The following is a 15,342-nucleotide window of genomic DNA, read 5'->3' as shown; positions in this document are numbered from 1 at the left end:
CGTGGGTGGCAGGGTGCATCGCTCACGTGCGACGTTGGTAACATACGTCAGCCACGATGACTGCATCGCGACAACAGGCTGAAACTCACAACGTTTCGCAACTTTTAACAGCGATCGCCTGTCCTTGCTTTGCGACACCTTGCAACGCCCCTCATCCGTCTGCCTAAAGCGAGTCCCGCCATGCCTGCTTCTCTGCTGCGTCCGATCCCCGCCCCGCTGCTCGCGCCGGGGGAAACCGTGGTGCTGTTCGATGGCGTGTGCAAGCTGTGCAACGGCTGGGCGAAATTCCTGATCCGCCATGACCGCCATCAGCGCATCCGACTGGCGACGGTGCAGTCACCCGAAGGCCAGGCCTTGCTGGCCTGGGCCGGCCTGCCGCTGGACGAGTTCGATACCATGGCGGTGATTCGTGACCGGCATTACTGGGTGCAGTCCGAGGCCTTCTTTGAAGTCGTGGCCCACCTGCCAGGCGCGTGGCCTGCGCTGCAGGTGTTGCGGATTTGCCCTCGGCCGCTGCGTGACTGGGTGTACAACCGCATTGCGTTCAATCGCTATCGTCTGTTCGGCAAGTACGACAGCTGCCTGTTGCCCAACCCGGATCACCAGCAGCGTTTTCTGAGCATGGATCATCCGCAGAACCTGTCCGCCGCCGGCCAGGAGCGTTAATGGATAGCAACGTATTCGGCGTGTTCAACGAGGCCGACTTAGCGCAAGTCCGGCGGTTCAACACCACGCTCGCCCGGTTGCCACGCTTCCGCATCCGTAATCGCGTCACCCCCAGAGTCATTCAGGCCCTGTTGCGCGCAGGTCAACTCGGTAGTGCGCTGCGGTTCTCCCGGCACCGGCTGAATACGCAGACTCGTGTCATTACGCTGGACGGCGTGAGCGTGCCGCTGCGGATCATGTGGCCAAAAGGGCAACCCCAAGGCGTGGTGCTGGATTTCCATGGCGGTGGTTGGGTGATCGGCAATGCGCAGATGAACGATGCGTTCAACGTCGCCATGGTCAACGAGTGCAACGTGATCACCGTCTCGGTGGATTATCGACTGGCCGTCTCGGCGCCGGTCCAAGACCTGCTGACCGACTGCCTGTACGCCGCGCGCTGGCTGCTCGATGAGAGCAATCGGGAGTTCGCCGGTTTGCCGGTGGTGGTAGTCGGCGAATCGGCGGGAGGACATCTGGCTGCGGCAACCCTGCTCGGGTTGAAGACCTGGCCCGGACTGCTGCAACGGGTGAGCGGTGCCCTGCTGTATTACGGGGTCTTTGACCTGACCGGAACGCCGAGCGTGCGCACGGCCGGCCCGGACACACTGCTACTGGATGGCCCAGGCATGGTGGACGCGTTCCGCATGCTTACCCCCGATTTGACTGACCTGGAGCGCCGGCAGCCGCCATTGTCGCCGCTCTATGGCGACTTGACCGGCTTTCCACCGGCCCTGATGGTTGTCGGCGACCTGGACCCGCTGCGGGACGACACGCTGCAGATGGCTGAGCGGTGGCGCGGGTCGGCCGAGGTCGAACACCACTTGCTGCCCGATTGCCCCCATGGATTCATCCATTTCCCCACCCGCGTCGCAGCGCGCACCCTTGAACACAGCCGCGCGTGGATCAGCAGGCGGATAATGGCCGAGCGCAATCTGCGCAGCAACCACCCTGGTGGCGACAGGGCCGATGCATCCGTGGCGGATAGATGAGGGTATTCGCGAACCCGTTCGCTCCTACTGGTTCGGCGCCATTTCACCGCTCGGACAACTGGCCGCGATCATGTCCAGGTCGATCCAGGGAAATTCATCGGCTGCGAGCCTGCTGGTGCATTCGGCATTGTGGGCGAACTTGCAAGATCGTCCGGACTCCAGCTGTTCGGCATGGCAGCCTTTGCAGCACACGCTGCCATTCTTGAGGCTCCAGCGCTGGTTCCAGCTGATCAACTGCTCAGAAACACTCATTTGGATACTCTTTTTTTTCACCTTATTCTCGTACGAGGTATTTCTGCGCGGATCGTTCAACGCCTGGCGGTTATTTGTTTGGGCTTGCCGACCACATGCTCCCCTGGCTTTGCTGTGCGGTGTCGGTTGTGTACTATCGGCGCGGGCTTGTGCTGCCCGCCGCTCGCTTCCTTCGGGAAAGGTGAAAGCATGTCTGCGCCAACCGACTTCATCACTTCTGTTGACCGTCAGGGTTCGGCAATGCGAGCACCAGGAGGCCCCGACGACAGGAGTTTTTGATGATCTCGATCGAGCAAGCCAAGCAGATGGCCAAGCGCCTGCGCACCTCGCTGCAGGCACAGGCCCAGGTTGTGCCGCACTCAACGGCTCTGGAGCTGGTGGCCCAGCAGTTGGGTTACAAGGACTGGAATACCGCCTGCGCGCTGTTGCCTCATGGCCCTGCCCCGGCCTGCGTTAGGTTCGACAGGCCGATTCCGATTCTGCGCAGTTTTGACGAAGCCAAGGCCCGGGAGTTTTACCTGGCGTTCCTGGGTTTCAGCGTCGAGTTCGAACATCGCTTCGCGCCAGACCTTCCGCTGTATCTGGGCATCATCCGCGATGGCCTGCACCTGCACCTGTCCGAGCACCATGGCGATGCCAGTCCGGGCTCGACGGTGTTTGTCCCCATGCACAATATCGAACGGCTGCGCGATGAATTGATAGCCAAGCGCTACGGCTATGGCCGCCCGGAAATCGTCGAACAGGGCTGGGGAAAAATCCTGGAAGTGCACGACCCGTTCGGCAACCGGATACGCTTCTGCCAGAGCTGAGCCGTTCTGCGGCCTGTTCGCCAGCAAGCCGGCTCCTGTGGAAGTCGCATGAACCGCAACTTCGTGGGAGCGGACTTGTCCGCGAACAGGCCGCGACAGCGTCCGGGCACCTTTGATCAGCCCGACACCTTGTCCGCAGACACCGTCTCCTGCTTGTGCAACTCCAACTCCTGCAAACGCCGGTTCAATGCCGCATGGATGTTGCGGTACGCAGTGCTGCCCAAGGCCAGACGAAACGGAGGGTTCTGCGCGTCAATCGCCCGTATCAACGCATCCACGGTGCGCTGCGGGTCGCCGGTCATCGGGAACGACTCGGATTCAAGCGCTGCCCGCACCTCGTGAGCCGGAGTATCCGCATACTCCGGCGACTTCACCGCGTAGTCGATCCCCGACGCGAAGCGCGTTTCCGTCGGGCCGGGTTCGGCGAGAATAAAGTCGATGTTGAAACCGGCCACCTCATGGGCGACGGCTTCAACGAAACCCTCGATCCCCCACTTGCTGGCGTGGTACAGACTGAACCCCGAATAGGCGATCTGCCCGCCCTCGGACGAGACCTGCACGATGCGGCCACCGTTCTGGCGGCGCAGATGCGGTAATACCGCGCGAATCAATTGAATACTGCCCGTCAGATTGGTCGCCAGTTGCCGGTCGATCTGCTCGTCGCTCAGTTCCTCCGCTGCACCCACCAGCCCGTAACCGGCGTTGCTGACCACAATGTCGATACGCTCGGACTGCTCGAAGGCCTCATTGACCACACGGCGAACGGCGGACGTGTCGGTGAGGTCCAGCTCCAGCCTGTGCAATTGCTGCGGGTAACGCTCGAACAGCTCGTCCAGCGCCTGAGGCTTGCGCAGGGTCGCGAACACCCTGTCGCCTCGGGCCAGCGCGCGGGTTGCAAGCAGCAACCCAAGGCCCGACGACGTTCCGGTAATAAGCCAAGTCTTGCTCATGTCACTCTCCTGTCTGCCAGTGAAAGCCCGATGTTAGACAAGCGCCATTGATGGCAGAATCCCCAACAGACCGGATGGCCCGGTGAGGAACATTCACCAATGAAACGCCCTTCATGGCACGACCTTCAGGCCTTGGCCGAAATCATCGCCCGCCGCAGCTTCCGTGAAGCGGCCGACTCCTTGGGCGTGACCCGCTCGTCCCTCAGCCATGCCATCAGCAGCATGGAGCGTGATCTGGGCGTGCGTCTGCTCAACCGCACCACGCGCAGCGTGTCGCCAACCCCGGAAGGCGAACGGCTGGTCGCGCGCCTGCTGCCGTTGATGGGTGCGCTGGATGAGGCACTGGCGGATCTCGCGCCGTGCGCCGGACGCCTGCGGGGCATCGTGCGAATCAACGGCAATGAGCCCGGCATCCGCCTGCTGCTGTCAAAGGTGGTGCCGGATTTCCTGAAGCTGTACCCGCAGGTGGAACTCGATCTGGTAACCGACGGCACGCTGGTGGATATCGTCGAACAGGGTTTCGACGCCGGCGTCCGGCTGCATGACGCGGTGCCCAAGGACATGATCGCCGTGCCGTTGCAGCCCGCGATACGGTTTCTCACTGTGGCAGCGCCGGGCTACCTGTGCGCTCACCCCAGGGTCGTCGAGCCCCACTCCCTCAACGAACATCAGTGCATCCGCCAGCGTTTTCCCAGCGGTAAACGCTTTCGCTGGGAATTCACACGTGACGGCAAGCACATTGCCCTTGATGTGCCGGGCCAGATCACCCTCGACAACAGCGGCCTGATGGTGGAAGCCGCAGTGGCCGGGCTGGGAATTGCCTACGTCCCCGAGCCTTACGCGGCAACCGCCATCGCCGACGGGCGGCTGGTGGCGTTGCTGCCGGACTGGTGTCCGACCGAGCCTGGGCTGGCGCTCTATTATTCGGGACACCGGCATGTACCGGCGCCGCTGCGGGCGTTCATCGACCTGATCAAGGACAGGCTGACCGATTCGTGAGGCGGTTACGCCAATCCCATCAACTCCCGAACCCGCCCCGCCAACGCATCCACCGCAAACGGCTTGGTCAGCACCTGCATCCCCGGCCCCAGGTCTGCGCTACCCAAGGCAGCGTTCTCCGCATAGCCGGTGATGAACAGCGTCTTCAAGCCGGGCCGCACTTCGCGGCCGGCCTCTGCCATTTGCCGCCCATTCATCCCGCCCGGCAGGCCGACGTCGGTGATCAGCAGGTCGATGTGCACGTCGGAGCGCAGCACTTTGAGGCCGGCCACGCTGTCCACCGCTTCGATCAATGTGTAGCCCAGTTCGCTGAGCACATCGGTCAGCAGCATGCGCACCGTGGGTTCGTCATCGACGATCAGGATCGTCTCGCCGGCCTGGGCGAATGCGGCCGGGGTTGTGTCCGCGTGGCGCTCTTCCCGGGCGGCATCGCCGAAGTAACGAGGCAGATAAATGCACATCGTGGTGCCCTTGCCCAACTGCGAATTGAGCCGTACCTGCCCGCCGGACTGCTTGGCGAAGCCATAGATCATCGACAGCCCCAGGCCGGTGCCATGGCCGATGGGCTTGGTGGTGAAGAACGGGTCAAAGGCGTTGGCGATCACTTCCGGCGTCATGCCGGTGCCGGTGTCGGTGACGCACAGGGACAGGTACTGACCCTCCGGAAGGTCGTAAGCGCGAGCGGCGTCCTGGTCCATGCACAGGTTGGCGGTCTCGATGATGATCCGTCCGCCGTCGGGCATGGCGTCGCGGGCGTTGATGCACAGGTTCAGCAGCGCGTTCTCCAGCTGGCTGGCATCCACCAGCGCAGGCCACAGACCGGGCGCCGCTACGGTTTGCACCGGAATGCTTGGCCCGACCGTGCGCTGGATCAGGTCGCACATGCCTTCCATCAATGTGTTGACGTTGGTCGGACGTGGGTCGAGAGTCTGGCGACGGGAGAACGCCAGCAGCCGGTGGGTCAAGGCCGCCGCGCGCCGGGCCGCGCCCAGGGCGGCGGCCATGTATTTGTCGACGTCGTTGAATCGCCCCTGTTCGACCCGCTTGCCCATCAGTTCCAGCGCGCCGGAGATGCCGGCCAGCAGGTTGTTGAAGTCATGGGCCAGGCCGCCGGTGAGTTGTCCCACGGCTTCCATTTTCTGCGACTGGCGCAGCTTTTCCTCGGCCTGCATCAGTTCAGCGGTGCGGGCAGCAACCCTTTGCTCCAGCGTGTCGTTGAGTGCACGCAACTGCGCAGTCGCCCGGTCGCGTTCCGCTTCCACCGCACGGCGCTCCTGAACATCGATGAGCACGCCGGGAAGACTCAACGGCGTGCCGTCGTCGGCCAGATCCACGCGGCCGTTGGCCTCGATCCAGTAATACTGGCCGTCGGCGCGGCGCACCCGGTACTGATGGGCATAGGCGCCGCCGCGCACCAGCGCTTCATTGATTGCCGCGCTCAAGCCTCGCTGATCCTCGGGATGCACGCTGGCCACCACCTGCGCGAGGCTGATGCCGTGGCGGCCCAGGGCCGGGTCCAGACCGAAGGAGCGGGCAAAGGCGTCGTCGACGGTAAAGCAGTCGGCCACCACATCCCAGTGCCAGGTGCCGATGATTGCGCCGGCGGCAAGGGCCAGCTGCACGCGCTCGACGTTTTCCCGGGCCAGTGCCTCGCTGACGCGCAGCCGCTCTTGCGCATTGCGCCGTTCGGTGACGTCGCTGAAAAAGATCGCGATCTGGCGGTCCGCCGGGTCACCGACCCGCACCGCGCGCACGTCGAACCAGCGCTTGAAGGCGTGGGCGTAATTCTCGAAATTGGCCGATTCACCGCTCTTGGCGACATGCCCGTAAGCGTCGAACCAGAACTGTTCCAGGTCCGGGGCGAACTCGGTGACCCATTTTCCGCGCAGATTGACCCCGGCCTGGAGTTCAAAAGCCGGGTTGGCCTCGACGAAACGGTAATCCACCGGGCGATCATCGGCGTCGAACTTGACCTGCACGATGGCGAACGCCGCTTCGATAGTCTCCAGGATCGTGCGGAAACGCTCCTCACTGCGACGCAAGGCGGTTTCCGCGCTGCGCATGCGGGTAAAGTCGAGCATGGCACCTATCATGCGCACCGCCCGGCCGTTAGCGTCACGAATGACCTGGCCACGGTCCAGCACTTCGGCGTACGTCCCGTCGTGCCGGCGGAAACGGTATTCGTCGTTCCAGGAATTGCCGTCGCCATCGATGACCGCTCGGATCGCGGCATCGATCCTTGAACGGTCGTCCGGGTGGATCTGGGCCAGCCACCACTGGCCGGTGGTCTCGATGCTGGCCAGCGGATGGCCGTAGGCATCCTCGAGTGCCTCGTTCCAGAGCACATGGTTGGTGGTCAGGTCCCAATCCCAGACCGCATCGTTGGTGGCCTTGGCCACCAGCCGGTAGCGCGTCTGGGCTTCTTCGATTGCGCGACCGGCCAGGTGCTCCGCGGTGCGATCACGCAAGATCTTCACGAAACCCAGGTGGGCGCCGTGGTCGTCGAACAGCGGCATCATCTCGCCGGACGCCCAGAACAACTGGCCATCCTTGCGCATATGCCAGCGTTCGTCGCAAGACCGGCCGTCCCGCAAGGCGTTGAGCATTTCCTGCTCGATCCGGCCACAGGCCCGGTCGGCGGGGGTAAAAAAGCGACCGGCGGTATGGCCGACGATTTCTGCCGCGGTCCAGCCCAAAACGTGCGCAGCGCCGGGATTCCAGTCGGTGATGATACCCGCCGGGTTGGTGACGATCATCGCGAAATCAATGGCGCATTCGAAAACGGCGCGGTGCCGCGCGTCGCGCCATGCCATGCCATTGCCTGCGGCAGCGACGCGCAGGCGCAAGACTTCGGCCTCGAGCTCGCTGCGGCTGAGATGTTCCAGACTGCTCCCACTCACGCTTTCATCGTTCCTTATGGATGACCGGATTAGTAACACACCTGCTAGGAGCGCCATGAGAGCAGAAACGCCCGGGATTTGCACACCCGGTCGTGGCTTTACCCAACCTTTACCCAATCCAGACGTGGGTTTACACGGCGGCGGTGTTGAATGGCTCCATGGCGAACCCAACCTGTCGCCAGAGGAGACACCATGTTTTCGAAGATGACCAAAGTCCTGATCCTGACCGGTTTGCTGATCGCTTCCGGCGCGGCGTCTGCCAATGACCGCAACGTGATCGTGCCGGTGATTGCCGGAGCCGCAGTCGGCGCCGTGCTGGCCACGGTGATCGCCAGTAAAGGCAATGACCGCGATCACCGCCATGAGCGTCCGCGTTACCACCGGGCCTATGCGCCGGCCCCGCCGCGGATGCAGTACCGTCGGTACGCCCCGCCGCCGCGTCATCACTACGATAACCGCCGCTATGATCGCGGCCACGACTCCTATCGTGGCGGCCGCCGCTGGTGAGCTAGCACCGCGAATTGACACATCCCCCCATTGCCACTGTACTGAGCCGTAACCGGGTTTCCTGGCGCAACCCGGCCGACTGGCGAGAAATAAGAATAACGTCGCAGGTGAATGCATGCAGCAACGGGCTGTCCGCAGGCGCGGCGTAACTTCATCAGTACGAGAGCGCATTGGCCTCTCAGGAGTGGCGACATGATGGGCGCGGTCTGGATGGCGGTGGTTGCGGTGGTGATCTCTGCAAGCGTGGGCACTGCCCAGGCGGCGGAGACGCGAAAGGTCGATGTATTGCTGGTCGGCGGCGGGATCATGAGTTCGACGCTCGGCATCTGGCTCAATGAACTGGAACCGGGCTGGTCGATGGAAATGGTAGAGCGCCTCGATGCGGTCGCCGAAGAAAGCTCCAACGGCTGGAACAATGCCGGCACCGGGCACTCTGCCCTGGCGGAATTGAACTACACCCCGCAGGACCCGGACGGCAAGATCAATATCACCAAGGCCATCGAGATCAATGAAGCGTTCCAGATCACCCGGCAGTTCCTCGCCTGGCAAGTCAAGAACGGTGTACTGAAAAATCCCCGCTCGTTCATCAACACGACGCCGCACATGAGCTTCGTCTGGGGCGACGACAACATCAGCTTCCTGAAAAAGCGCTATGAAGCCTTGCAGGCCAGCCCCCTGTTCCGCCCGATGCAGTTCTCCGAAGATCACCAGCAGATCAAGAAATGGGTGCCCCTGATGATGGAGGGCCGCGATCCCAATCAGAAACTGGCGGTCACCTGGACGCCCATCGGCACCGACGTGAACTTCGGCGAGATCACCCGGCAGTTCGTGGCTTATTTGCAGAGCCGTCCCAATTTCACCCTGACGCTTTCCAGCGAAGTGCAGGACATCACCCGCAACGCCGACGGTTCCTGGCATGTGGAATATGAAAACCTGAAAGACGGCACCACCAGGGCTACCGACGCCAAATTCCTGTTCATCGGCGCAGGTGGCGGTGCACTGCCGCTGTTGCAGAAGTCGGGGATTCCGGAAGCCAAGGAATACGCAGGCTTTCCGGTGGGCGGTTCGTTCCTGGTGACCGAGAACCCGACCCTGGCCGAGCAGCATATGGCCAAGGCCTACGGCATTGCTTCCACCGGCGCGCCACCCATGTCGGTTCCGCACCTCGACACTCGGGTGCTGGACGGCAAGCGCGTCATTCTGTTCGGGCCGTTCGCGACCTTTTCCACCAAGTTCCTCAAGGAAGGTTCCTACTTTGATCTGTTGGGCAGCGTGACCACCCACAACCTGTGGCCGATGACCAAGGTCGGCGTCGATCAGTTCGACCTGGTGCAATACCTGGCCGGGCAACTGATGCAGTCCGATGACGACCGCTTCAACGCCCTGAAGGAATATTTTCCGCAGGCGAAAAAAGAAGACTGGCGCCTGTGGCAGGCTGGCCAGCGGGTGCAGATCATCAAGCGCGACAAGGACAAGGGCGGCGTGCTCAAACTGGGTACCGAGGTCGTGAGTTCCCAGGACGGTACCATTGCCGGCCTGCTCGGGGCGTCACCGGGCGCCTCCACCGCCGCGCCGATCATGCTCGAAGTCATGCAGCGGGTATTCAAGGACAAACTCGCCAGCCCGGCCTGGCAGGCCAAGTTGCATCAGATCATTCCCAGCTATGGCACGCGCCTGAACGACGACCCCAAAAGAGTCATGGAGGAATGGACTTACACCGCCAATCTGCTGCAACTGGCCCCGCCACCGGCAATCGATCAGCAACCGGCCACCGTCAAGCCCGCCAGCGACCCGCTCGGCCAGAAAAACAGCAACTCCGACCCGGACCTGAATCCGGAGCCATTGAAAAAATGACCAGCCTCAGGCACGCCCGGTTCTTTCCGGGCCTGCCTGCCCAAGCCATACCGGGCATGCTCAGGGCGTAGCGACCTTTGCCGTCCGAATGAACAGCGCACGCAGCTTTTCCCAGAAGTTGGCGCCGAGCATGAACAGGCTGGCTACCAGCAGCACATCACCCAGCAGGCGCAGTTGCAGTTTGTACGGCGCCAGCTGCGGCGCGAACATGTCCAGATGATGATCCAGAAACGCCGCGACCACCGGAATGCAAAACAATGCGACACCGACCCGATGCCGCACGACGCCCACTTCCGCCGGCCAGGCCATGAACGACTTCACATGCTTGTGCAGTTGCGCCTTGAGCTGCTGAAACCCGGACTTGCCCATTACCGCAATGGCGGCGATCAGCAGCACTTTGTTGCTGATGAACAGCACCCCGACCAGGGTAGCGATGGTGGCGCCGGTCGCACCCGCCATGGACGCCAGCGGTACCAGCGCCCAGGACGCCGCCATCAGAATGATCAGCCCTATTCCACACTGAAAACGCCATCCTTCCGACGGCGCAGCCATAGAGTGCTCGGCCATTATCCAGCCTCCCATAACTGACTTTCGATAAAACCAGATTCAGATTAGCAGTGAACAGCGGCCGGCAACGAGACAACTTACGTTGACCAACAAAAACATCGGAACCTGCAAGTTCAAGCACTTAAAGTCACTGCACTTGGCGCGTGCCGGATAAACGTCAAGAATGGGTGAATCCTGAGCGTTCCGCTTGCAGGGAAAACCGCTCAGCGTCACTTGCCGAGCGCTGATTATTTGCTATTCCTAAAGTTCCTCACTACAGGCTGGAGGCAAGGCCATGTCAAGCGCAAAGAAAATGAGCGTTGGACAGCTGACCATGCTGACTGCCGTCAATATGCTGGGCTCGGGCATTGTCCTGCTACCCTCCAAGTTGGCCGAAGTTGGCGCAATTTCAATACTTTCCTGGCTTGTGACAGCCACCGGTTCACTGGCGCTGGCCTATGCCTTTGCCCGTTGCGGCATGCTCAGCCGAAAGACCGGCGGCATGGGCGGTTATGCCGAATATACGTTCAGCAAGGCCGGCAACTACATCACCAACTACACCTATGGCCTTTCGCTGTTGATTGCCAATGTCGCGATCAGTATTACTGCGGTGGGTTATATCCAGGTGTTGTTTAATGTGGAGTTGAATTCATTGCAGGTGGGACTTGCCACCATTGCGCTTTTATGGATAACGACGTTCGCCAACTTCGGCGGCGCGCGGATTACCGGCAAGATCGGATCGGTCACCGTGTGGGGCGTGATCGCACCGGTGGTGCTGGTCTCGACCCTTGGCTGGTTCTGGTTCGACAGCAGTGTCTATGCCGCCGGCTGGAACCCCCACGACCGAACCTGGTTCGAAGCCGCAGGCGCCTCGGTGGCCATTACCCTGTGGGCCTTTCTGGGGCTGGAGTCGGCCTGCGCCAACACCGATGCGGTGGAGAACCCGGAAAAGAACGTCCCGATTGCGGTACTGGGCGGCACCCTCGGCGCGGCCGTGATCTACATCGTGTCCACCAATGTGATCGCCGGCATCGTCGCCAACCCGGAGCTGGCCAGCTCCACCGCGCCGTTCGGGCTGGTGTTTGCCAAGATGTTCAACCCCATGACGGGCGACGCGGTGATGGCTCTGATGATTCTGGCCTGCATCGGCTCGTTGCTGGGCTGGCAGTTCACCATCGCCCAGGTATTCAAGAGTTCGGCGGACACCGGTTACTTCATTCCGGTATTCGCCAAGGCCAACAAGGCCGGCACGCCCATCATCGGCATGCTGATCCTGTTGGCGGCCCAGACCGCGCTGGCGTTGCTGACCATGAGTCCGGATCTGACCAAGCAGTTCGACATTCTCGTCAACCTGGCGGTGGTCACCAACCTGGTGCCGTACATCCTGTCCATGGCCGCGCTGATGACCATCCAGATGGTCTCCAACGTCGAGCCTCGACAAGCGCTGATCAGCAATATCGTGGCCGGGATCGGTGCCGCCTACAGTTATCTGGCGCTGTACAGCTCCGGCGCCCAGGCGCTGATGCTCGGCGGCGTGGCTACAATCTTCGGCTACACGCTGTTCGGCTTCGTCAACAACCGGCTGATCCGGCTTGAGGCGTTGAATAACAGCGTGCCGACCCAGACCGTCAGCGCGCAGCACATCACCGCCGACCCCGTCCCGGTGAACGACCTGAATGAAGCCATACAGGGAGTCAGAGCATGACCGCACAACGACAATTGATCGGCATGCTGGCCCTGCTGGTCAGCGCCGCCCCGGACAAGCGCACCGTGTTCGGCCGCGCCCTGAACCAACTGATTGCCGACATGGAGGGCCGCTCCATCAGCATCCTGCTCTCGGAGAGCCTGGCCGATGCCACCGCGATCCTGCATTCGGACCCGGCCATCCAGTGCGTGCTGCTGAGCTGGGAGATGGACGACAGCGAGGACCGCAGCGAATGCATCAAGCTGCTGACCGACCTGCGCGAGCGCAATACGCGGGTCCCGGTGTTCCTGATCAGTGATCGCAGCACCGCGTCGAGCATTCCGCTGATCGTCATGCAGCACGCCGATGACTTCATCTGGCTGCCGGAAGACACCAGCCGCTTCCTCAGCGGCCGGATCTCGGCGGCCATCGAGCGCTATCGCCAGGCGGTATTGCCGCCGATGTTCGGCGCACTGCTGCGCTTCGCCAGGTCCTATGAATATTCCTGGCATACGCCGGGCCATGCCGGCGGCACGGCGTTTCTCAAGAGCACCGCGGGCCGGGCGTTCTATGAATTTTTCGGAGAAAATCTGCTGCGCTCGGACCTGTCCATCTCGGTCGGCGAGCTGGGTTCGCTGCTGGACCACAGCGGCCCGATCGGCCAGGGCGAACGCTACGCGGCCAAGGTGTTCGGCGCGCACCGCACTTACTACGTCACCAACGGCTCGTCGATGTCCAACCGGGTGATCCTGATGGCCAGCGTGACCCGAGACCAGATCGCGCTGTGCGACCGCAATTGCCACAAGTCGGCCGAGCATGCCATGACGCTGTCCGGCGCGATCCCGACCTATCTGGTGCCGACCCGCAACCGCTACGGCATCATCGGCCCGATCCTGCCCCAGACCCTGAGCCGCGAGAGTATTCAGGCCGCGATTGCCGACAATCCCCTGGTCGGCGACGGGATCGATCCGACGCCGGTGCACGCCATCATCACCAACTCCACCTACGATGGGCTGACCTACAACGTCACGCGGGTCGAAAAACTGCTCGGCGAAAGCGTGGACCGCTTGCATTTCGATGAGGCCTGGTACGGCTACGCCCGCTTCAACCCGCTGTACCGGGAACGCTTCGCCATGCACGGCAGCCCGCAGGACCATGACGAATCACGGCCGACGGTGTTCGCCACCCAATCCACTCACAAGCTGCTGGCGGCGCTGTCCCAGGCCTCGATGATTCACGTGCGCGACGGGCGCAACGCTATTCCCCACGGGCGCTTCAACGAGTCGTTCATGATGCACGCCTCGACCTCGCCCAACTACGCGATCATGGCCTCCTGCGACGTCAGCTCGGCAATGATGGAAGCGCCCAGCGGGCAGATCCTGACCAATGAATCCATCGAGGAAGCCATCGCCTTCCGCCAGGTCATCTCGCGCATGAAAAGCGAAATGCTTGGCCATGATGACTGGTTCTTTTCCTGCTGGCAGCCGCCGGCGGTACAGATCGACGGTGTGGCGGTGCCCTTCCACAAGGCCGACCCGCAGGTGCTCAAGACCGAGCCCCATTGCTGGGTATTGCATCCCAACGAGGTCTGGCACGGCTTCGGTGATATAGAAGACGGTTACTGCATGCTCGACCCGATCAAGGTGTCGGTGCTCAGCCCCGGCATGGGCAATGACGGCGAGTTGCTGGAGTTCGGCATTCCGGCCTGCGTGGTGACCGCCTATCTGGGCAATGTCGGCATCGTGGTGGAGAAGACCACCGATTTCACCGTGCTGTTTCTGTTTTCCATCGGCATCACCAAGGGCAAATGGGGCACGCTGGTCAACGCCCTGCTGGATTTCAAGCGCGACTACGACAGCAACCTGGAACTGGAGCTGTGTCTGCCCGATCTGGTGACCGCCAACCAGCAGCGCTACGCGGGCATGGGGCTGCGGGACCTGGCCGAGGAAATTTTCGCCGCCATGAAACAGCACCGCACCACCGCCACTATGTCCCGGGCGTTCGGCACCTTGCCCAGAGCCGAGTTCAGCCCGGTGGAGGCTTACGAAAAGCTGGTCAGGAACGAAGTGGAACGGGTCACCCTGGCCCAGGCGGCAGGCCGTATCGCGGCCACCGGTATCGTGCCTTACCCGCCGGGCATTCCGCTGCTGATGCCCGGGGAGAACGCCGGTGCCGCAGACGGTCCGCTGCTCGGTTATCTCAAGGCGCTGGAGCATTTCGATGCGTCGTTTCCAGGCTTCACCCACGATACCCATGGCATCGAGAACGACGCCGGGGTCTACCACCTGCTGGTCCTGAAATGACGGGACAGGAGCTATGCAATGAACATTCAGGCGGTAAAGGCGCTGTGGTGCTGCCTCCTCATGGCCGTTGCCGGGTGCGCCGGGTCGCAGGTCGACCCCCGTGAGTATTCCGGTTTTCTGGGCGACTACAGTCGATTGAAGCCGGCCGAGAGTGCCAGCGGTGCGCCGGTGATGCGCTGGATTTCACCGGACGTAGAGCCGAAACAGTACACCCGGGTCTACATCCAGCCCAGCCAGTTCTACCCGCGACCGCAGCCCACCCGCGTGGTCAGTGCCCAGACCCTGCAGTCCATCGCACGCTATTACGACACCGCGCTGAAACGTGAGCTGGGCAAGGACTTCCAGATCGTCGAAACGCCGTTGGCCAGCACCATCATCGTGCGCCCGGCGATCACCGCGGTGTCCACCCGGACCGAGGGCTTGCAGCCCTATGAGGTAATTCCCATCGCCCTGGTCGCGGCCGCGGTGAATACCGCAGCGGGCGGCCGCGACCAGGCCGTGGAAATCGGCACCGAGCTGGTATTTGTGGACGGCCAGACCAAAGAGGTGCTGGCCCAGCTGGTACGCAAAGGCGCCGGCAAGTCACTGGAAAACGAAACCACGCAGCTGACCCTGGAAGACGTCAAACCGGTGCTGGACGGCTGGGCGACGGATATGCGGTTGGGGTATCAGCAGTTGGAGGCTACACCACATCCATAACTGTAGGCGCGAGCGGGCGGCGCTCCGTCTTGCTCGCGACCGCCATTTGTACCAGACCGCTTCGGCGCCTGACACGCCGCTGTCGCGAGCAAGCTCCCTCCCGCAAAGATCGCGCAGGACCTGAACCCGGTTCGCTCCCACACCA

General features: G+C 62.4%; 13 protein-coding genes. 9 read left to right on the top strand and 4 right to left on the bottom strand.

The window, feature by feature from the left end:
- Positions 1–180: 180 nt before the first annotated feature.
- Positions 181–666 carry a thiol-disulfide oxidoreductase DCC family protein gene (locus tag EGJ27_RS01335; protein WP_125828913.1) on the top strand — a complete coding sequence of 162 codons (486 nt, stop codon included), beginning with the start codon at positions 181–183 and terminating at the stop codon, positions 664–666.
- Complete coding sequence (locus tag EGJ27_RS01330) at positions 666–1,694, top strand: alpha/beta hydrolase (RefSeq protein ID WP_125828912.1); 1,029 nt, start codon at positions 666–668, stop codon at positions 1,692–1,694. Before EGJ27_RS01335 ends, EGJ27_RS01330 begins: the two co-directional genes overlap by 1 nt.
- A gap of 24 nt (positions 1,695–1,718) precedes the next feature.
- On the opposite strand, the gene EGJ27_RS01325 is transcribed toward EGJ27_RS01330, so the two are convergent.
- Positions 1,719–1,946, bottom strand: a complete 228-nt coding sequence (locus tag EGJ27_RS01325; protein WP_125828911.1) for a hypothetical protein — start codon at positions 1,944–1,946, stop codon at positions 1,719–1,721.
- A 278-nt stretch (positions 1,947–2,224) separates the two neighbouring features.
- On the opposite strand from EGJ27_RS01325, the gene EGJ27_RS01320 reads away from it, so the two are divergent.
- Positions 2,225–2,755: a glyoxalase superfamily protein gene (locus EGJ27_RS01320; protein ID WP_177522899.1), complete on the top strand. Its 531-nt coding sequence runs from the start codon at positions 2,225–2,227 to the stop codon at positions 2,753–2,755.
- Positions 2,756–2,871: 116 nt separating this feature from the next.
- Here the strand turns inward: EGJ27_RS01320 and EGJ27_RS01315 are convergent, their stop codons facing one another.
- Complete coding sequence (locus EGJ27_RS01315; protein ID WP_125828910.1) at positions 2,872–3,705, bottom strand: SDR family oxidoreductase; 834 nt, start codon at positions 3,703–3,705, stop codon at positions 2,872–2,874.
- A gap of 99 nt (positions 3,706–3,804) precedes the next feature.
- On the opposite strand from EGJ27_RS01315, the gene EGJ27_RS01310 reads away from it, so the two are divergent.
- Entirely contained in the window at positions 3,805–4,704 is a 900-nt protein-coding gene (locus tag EGJ27_RS01310; protein ID WP_125828909.1) for a LysR family transcriptional regulator, read from the top strand.
- 5 nt (positions 4,705–4,709) lie between these two features.
- On the opposite strand, the gene EGJ27_RS01305 is transcribed toward EGJ27_RS01310, so the two are convergent.
- Positions 4,710–7,517 carry a PAS domain-containing protein gene (locus EGJ27_RS01305; protein WP_125829426.1) on the bottom strand — a complete coding sequence of 936 codons (2,808 nt, stop codon included), beginning with the start codon at positions 7,515–7,517 and terminating at the stop codon, positions 4,710–4,712.
- 279 nt (positions 7,518–7,796) lie between these two features.
- Between EGJ27_RS01305 and EGJ27_RS01300 the strand changes: the two genes are divergently transcribed.
- Both EGJ27_RS01300 and mqo read left to right on the top strand, forming a co-directional pair.
- Entirely contained in the window at positions 7,797–8,111 is a 315-nt protein-coding gene (locus EGJ27_RS01300; protein WP_125828908.1) for a hypothetical protein, read from the top strand.
- 195 nt (positions 8,112–8,306) lie between these two features.
- A complete protein-coding gene (gene mqo, locus EGJ27_RS01295) occupies positions 8,307–9,965 on the top strand; it encodes a malate dehydrogenase (quinone) (RefSeq protein ID WP_371920830.1) in 1,659 nt (552 codons plus the stop codon).
- Between the two features lie 60 nt (positions 9,966–10,025).
- Here mqo and EGJ27_RS01290 read toward each other — a convergent pair whose 3' ends face one another.
- Complete coding sequence (locus EGJ27_RS01290) at positions 10,026–10,532, bottom strand: transporter suffix domain-containing protein (protein ID WP_256672613.1); 507 nt, start codon at positions 10,530–10,532, stop codon at positions 10,026–10,028.
- A gap of 274 nt (positions 10,533–10,806) precedes the next feature.
- Between EGJ27_RS01290 and potE the strand changes: the two genes are divergently transcribed.
- Genes potE through EGJ27_RS01275 form a run of 3 tightly spaced genes read left to right on the top strand, consistent with a single transcriptional unit; the run spans position 10,807 to position 15,197 of the window.
- Positions 10,807–12,216 carry a putrescine-ornithine antiporter gene (potE, locus tag EGJ27_RS01285; protein WP_125828906.1) on the top strand — a complete coding sequence of 470 codons (1,410 nt, stop codon included), beginning with the start codon at positions 10,807–10,809 and terminating at the stop codon, positions 12,214–12,216.
- Positions 12,213–14,498 carry an Orn/Lys/Arg decarboxylase N-terminal domain-containing protein gene (locus EGJ27_RS01280; protein WP_125828905.1) on the top strand — a complete coding sequence of 762 codons (2,286 nt, stop codon included), beginning with the start codon at positions 12,213–12,215 and terminating at the stop codon, positions 14,496–14,498. The genes potE and EGJ27_RS01280 overlap by 4 nt, the downstream gene beginning before the upstream one ends.
- Before the next feature lie 18 nt (positions 14,499–14,516).
- A complete protein-coding gene (locus EGJ27_RS01275) occupies positions 14,517–15,197 on the top strand; it encodes a DUF3313 domain-containing protein (RefSeq protein WP_125828904.1) in 681 nt (226 codons plus the stop codon).
- Positions 15,198–15,342: the final 145 nt, after the last annotated feature.

The organism is Pseudomonas sp. v388, assembly GCF_003935425.1.
Taxonomy (GTDB): Bacteria; Pseudomonadota; Gammaproteobacteria; order Pseudomonadales; family Pseudomonadaceae; genus Aquipseudomonas.
The sequence above is the reverse complement of the archived record's forward strand: the minus strand, read 5'-3'. Positions and strand labels throughout refer to the sequence as shown.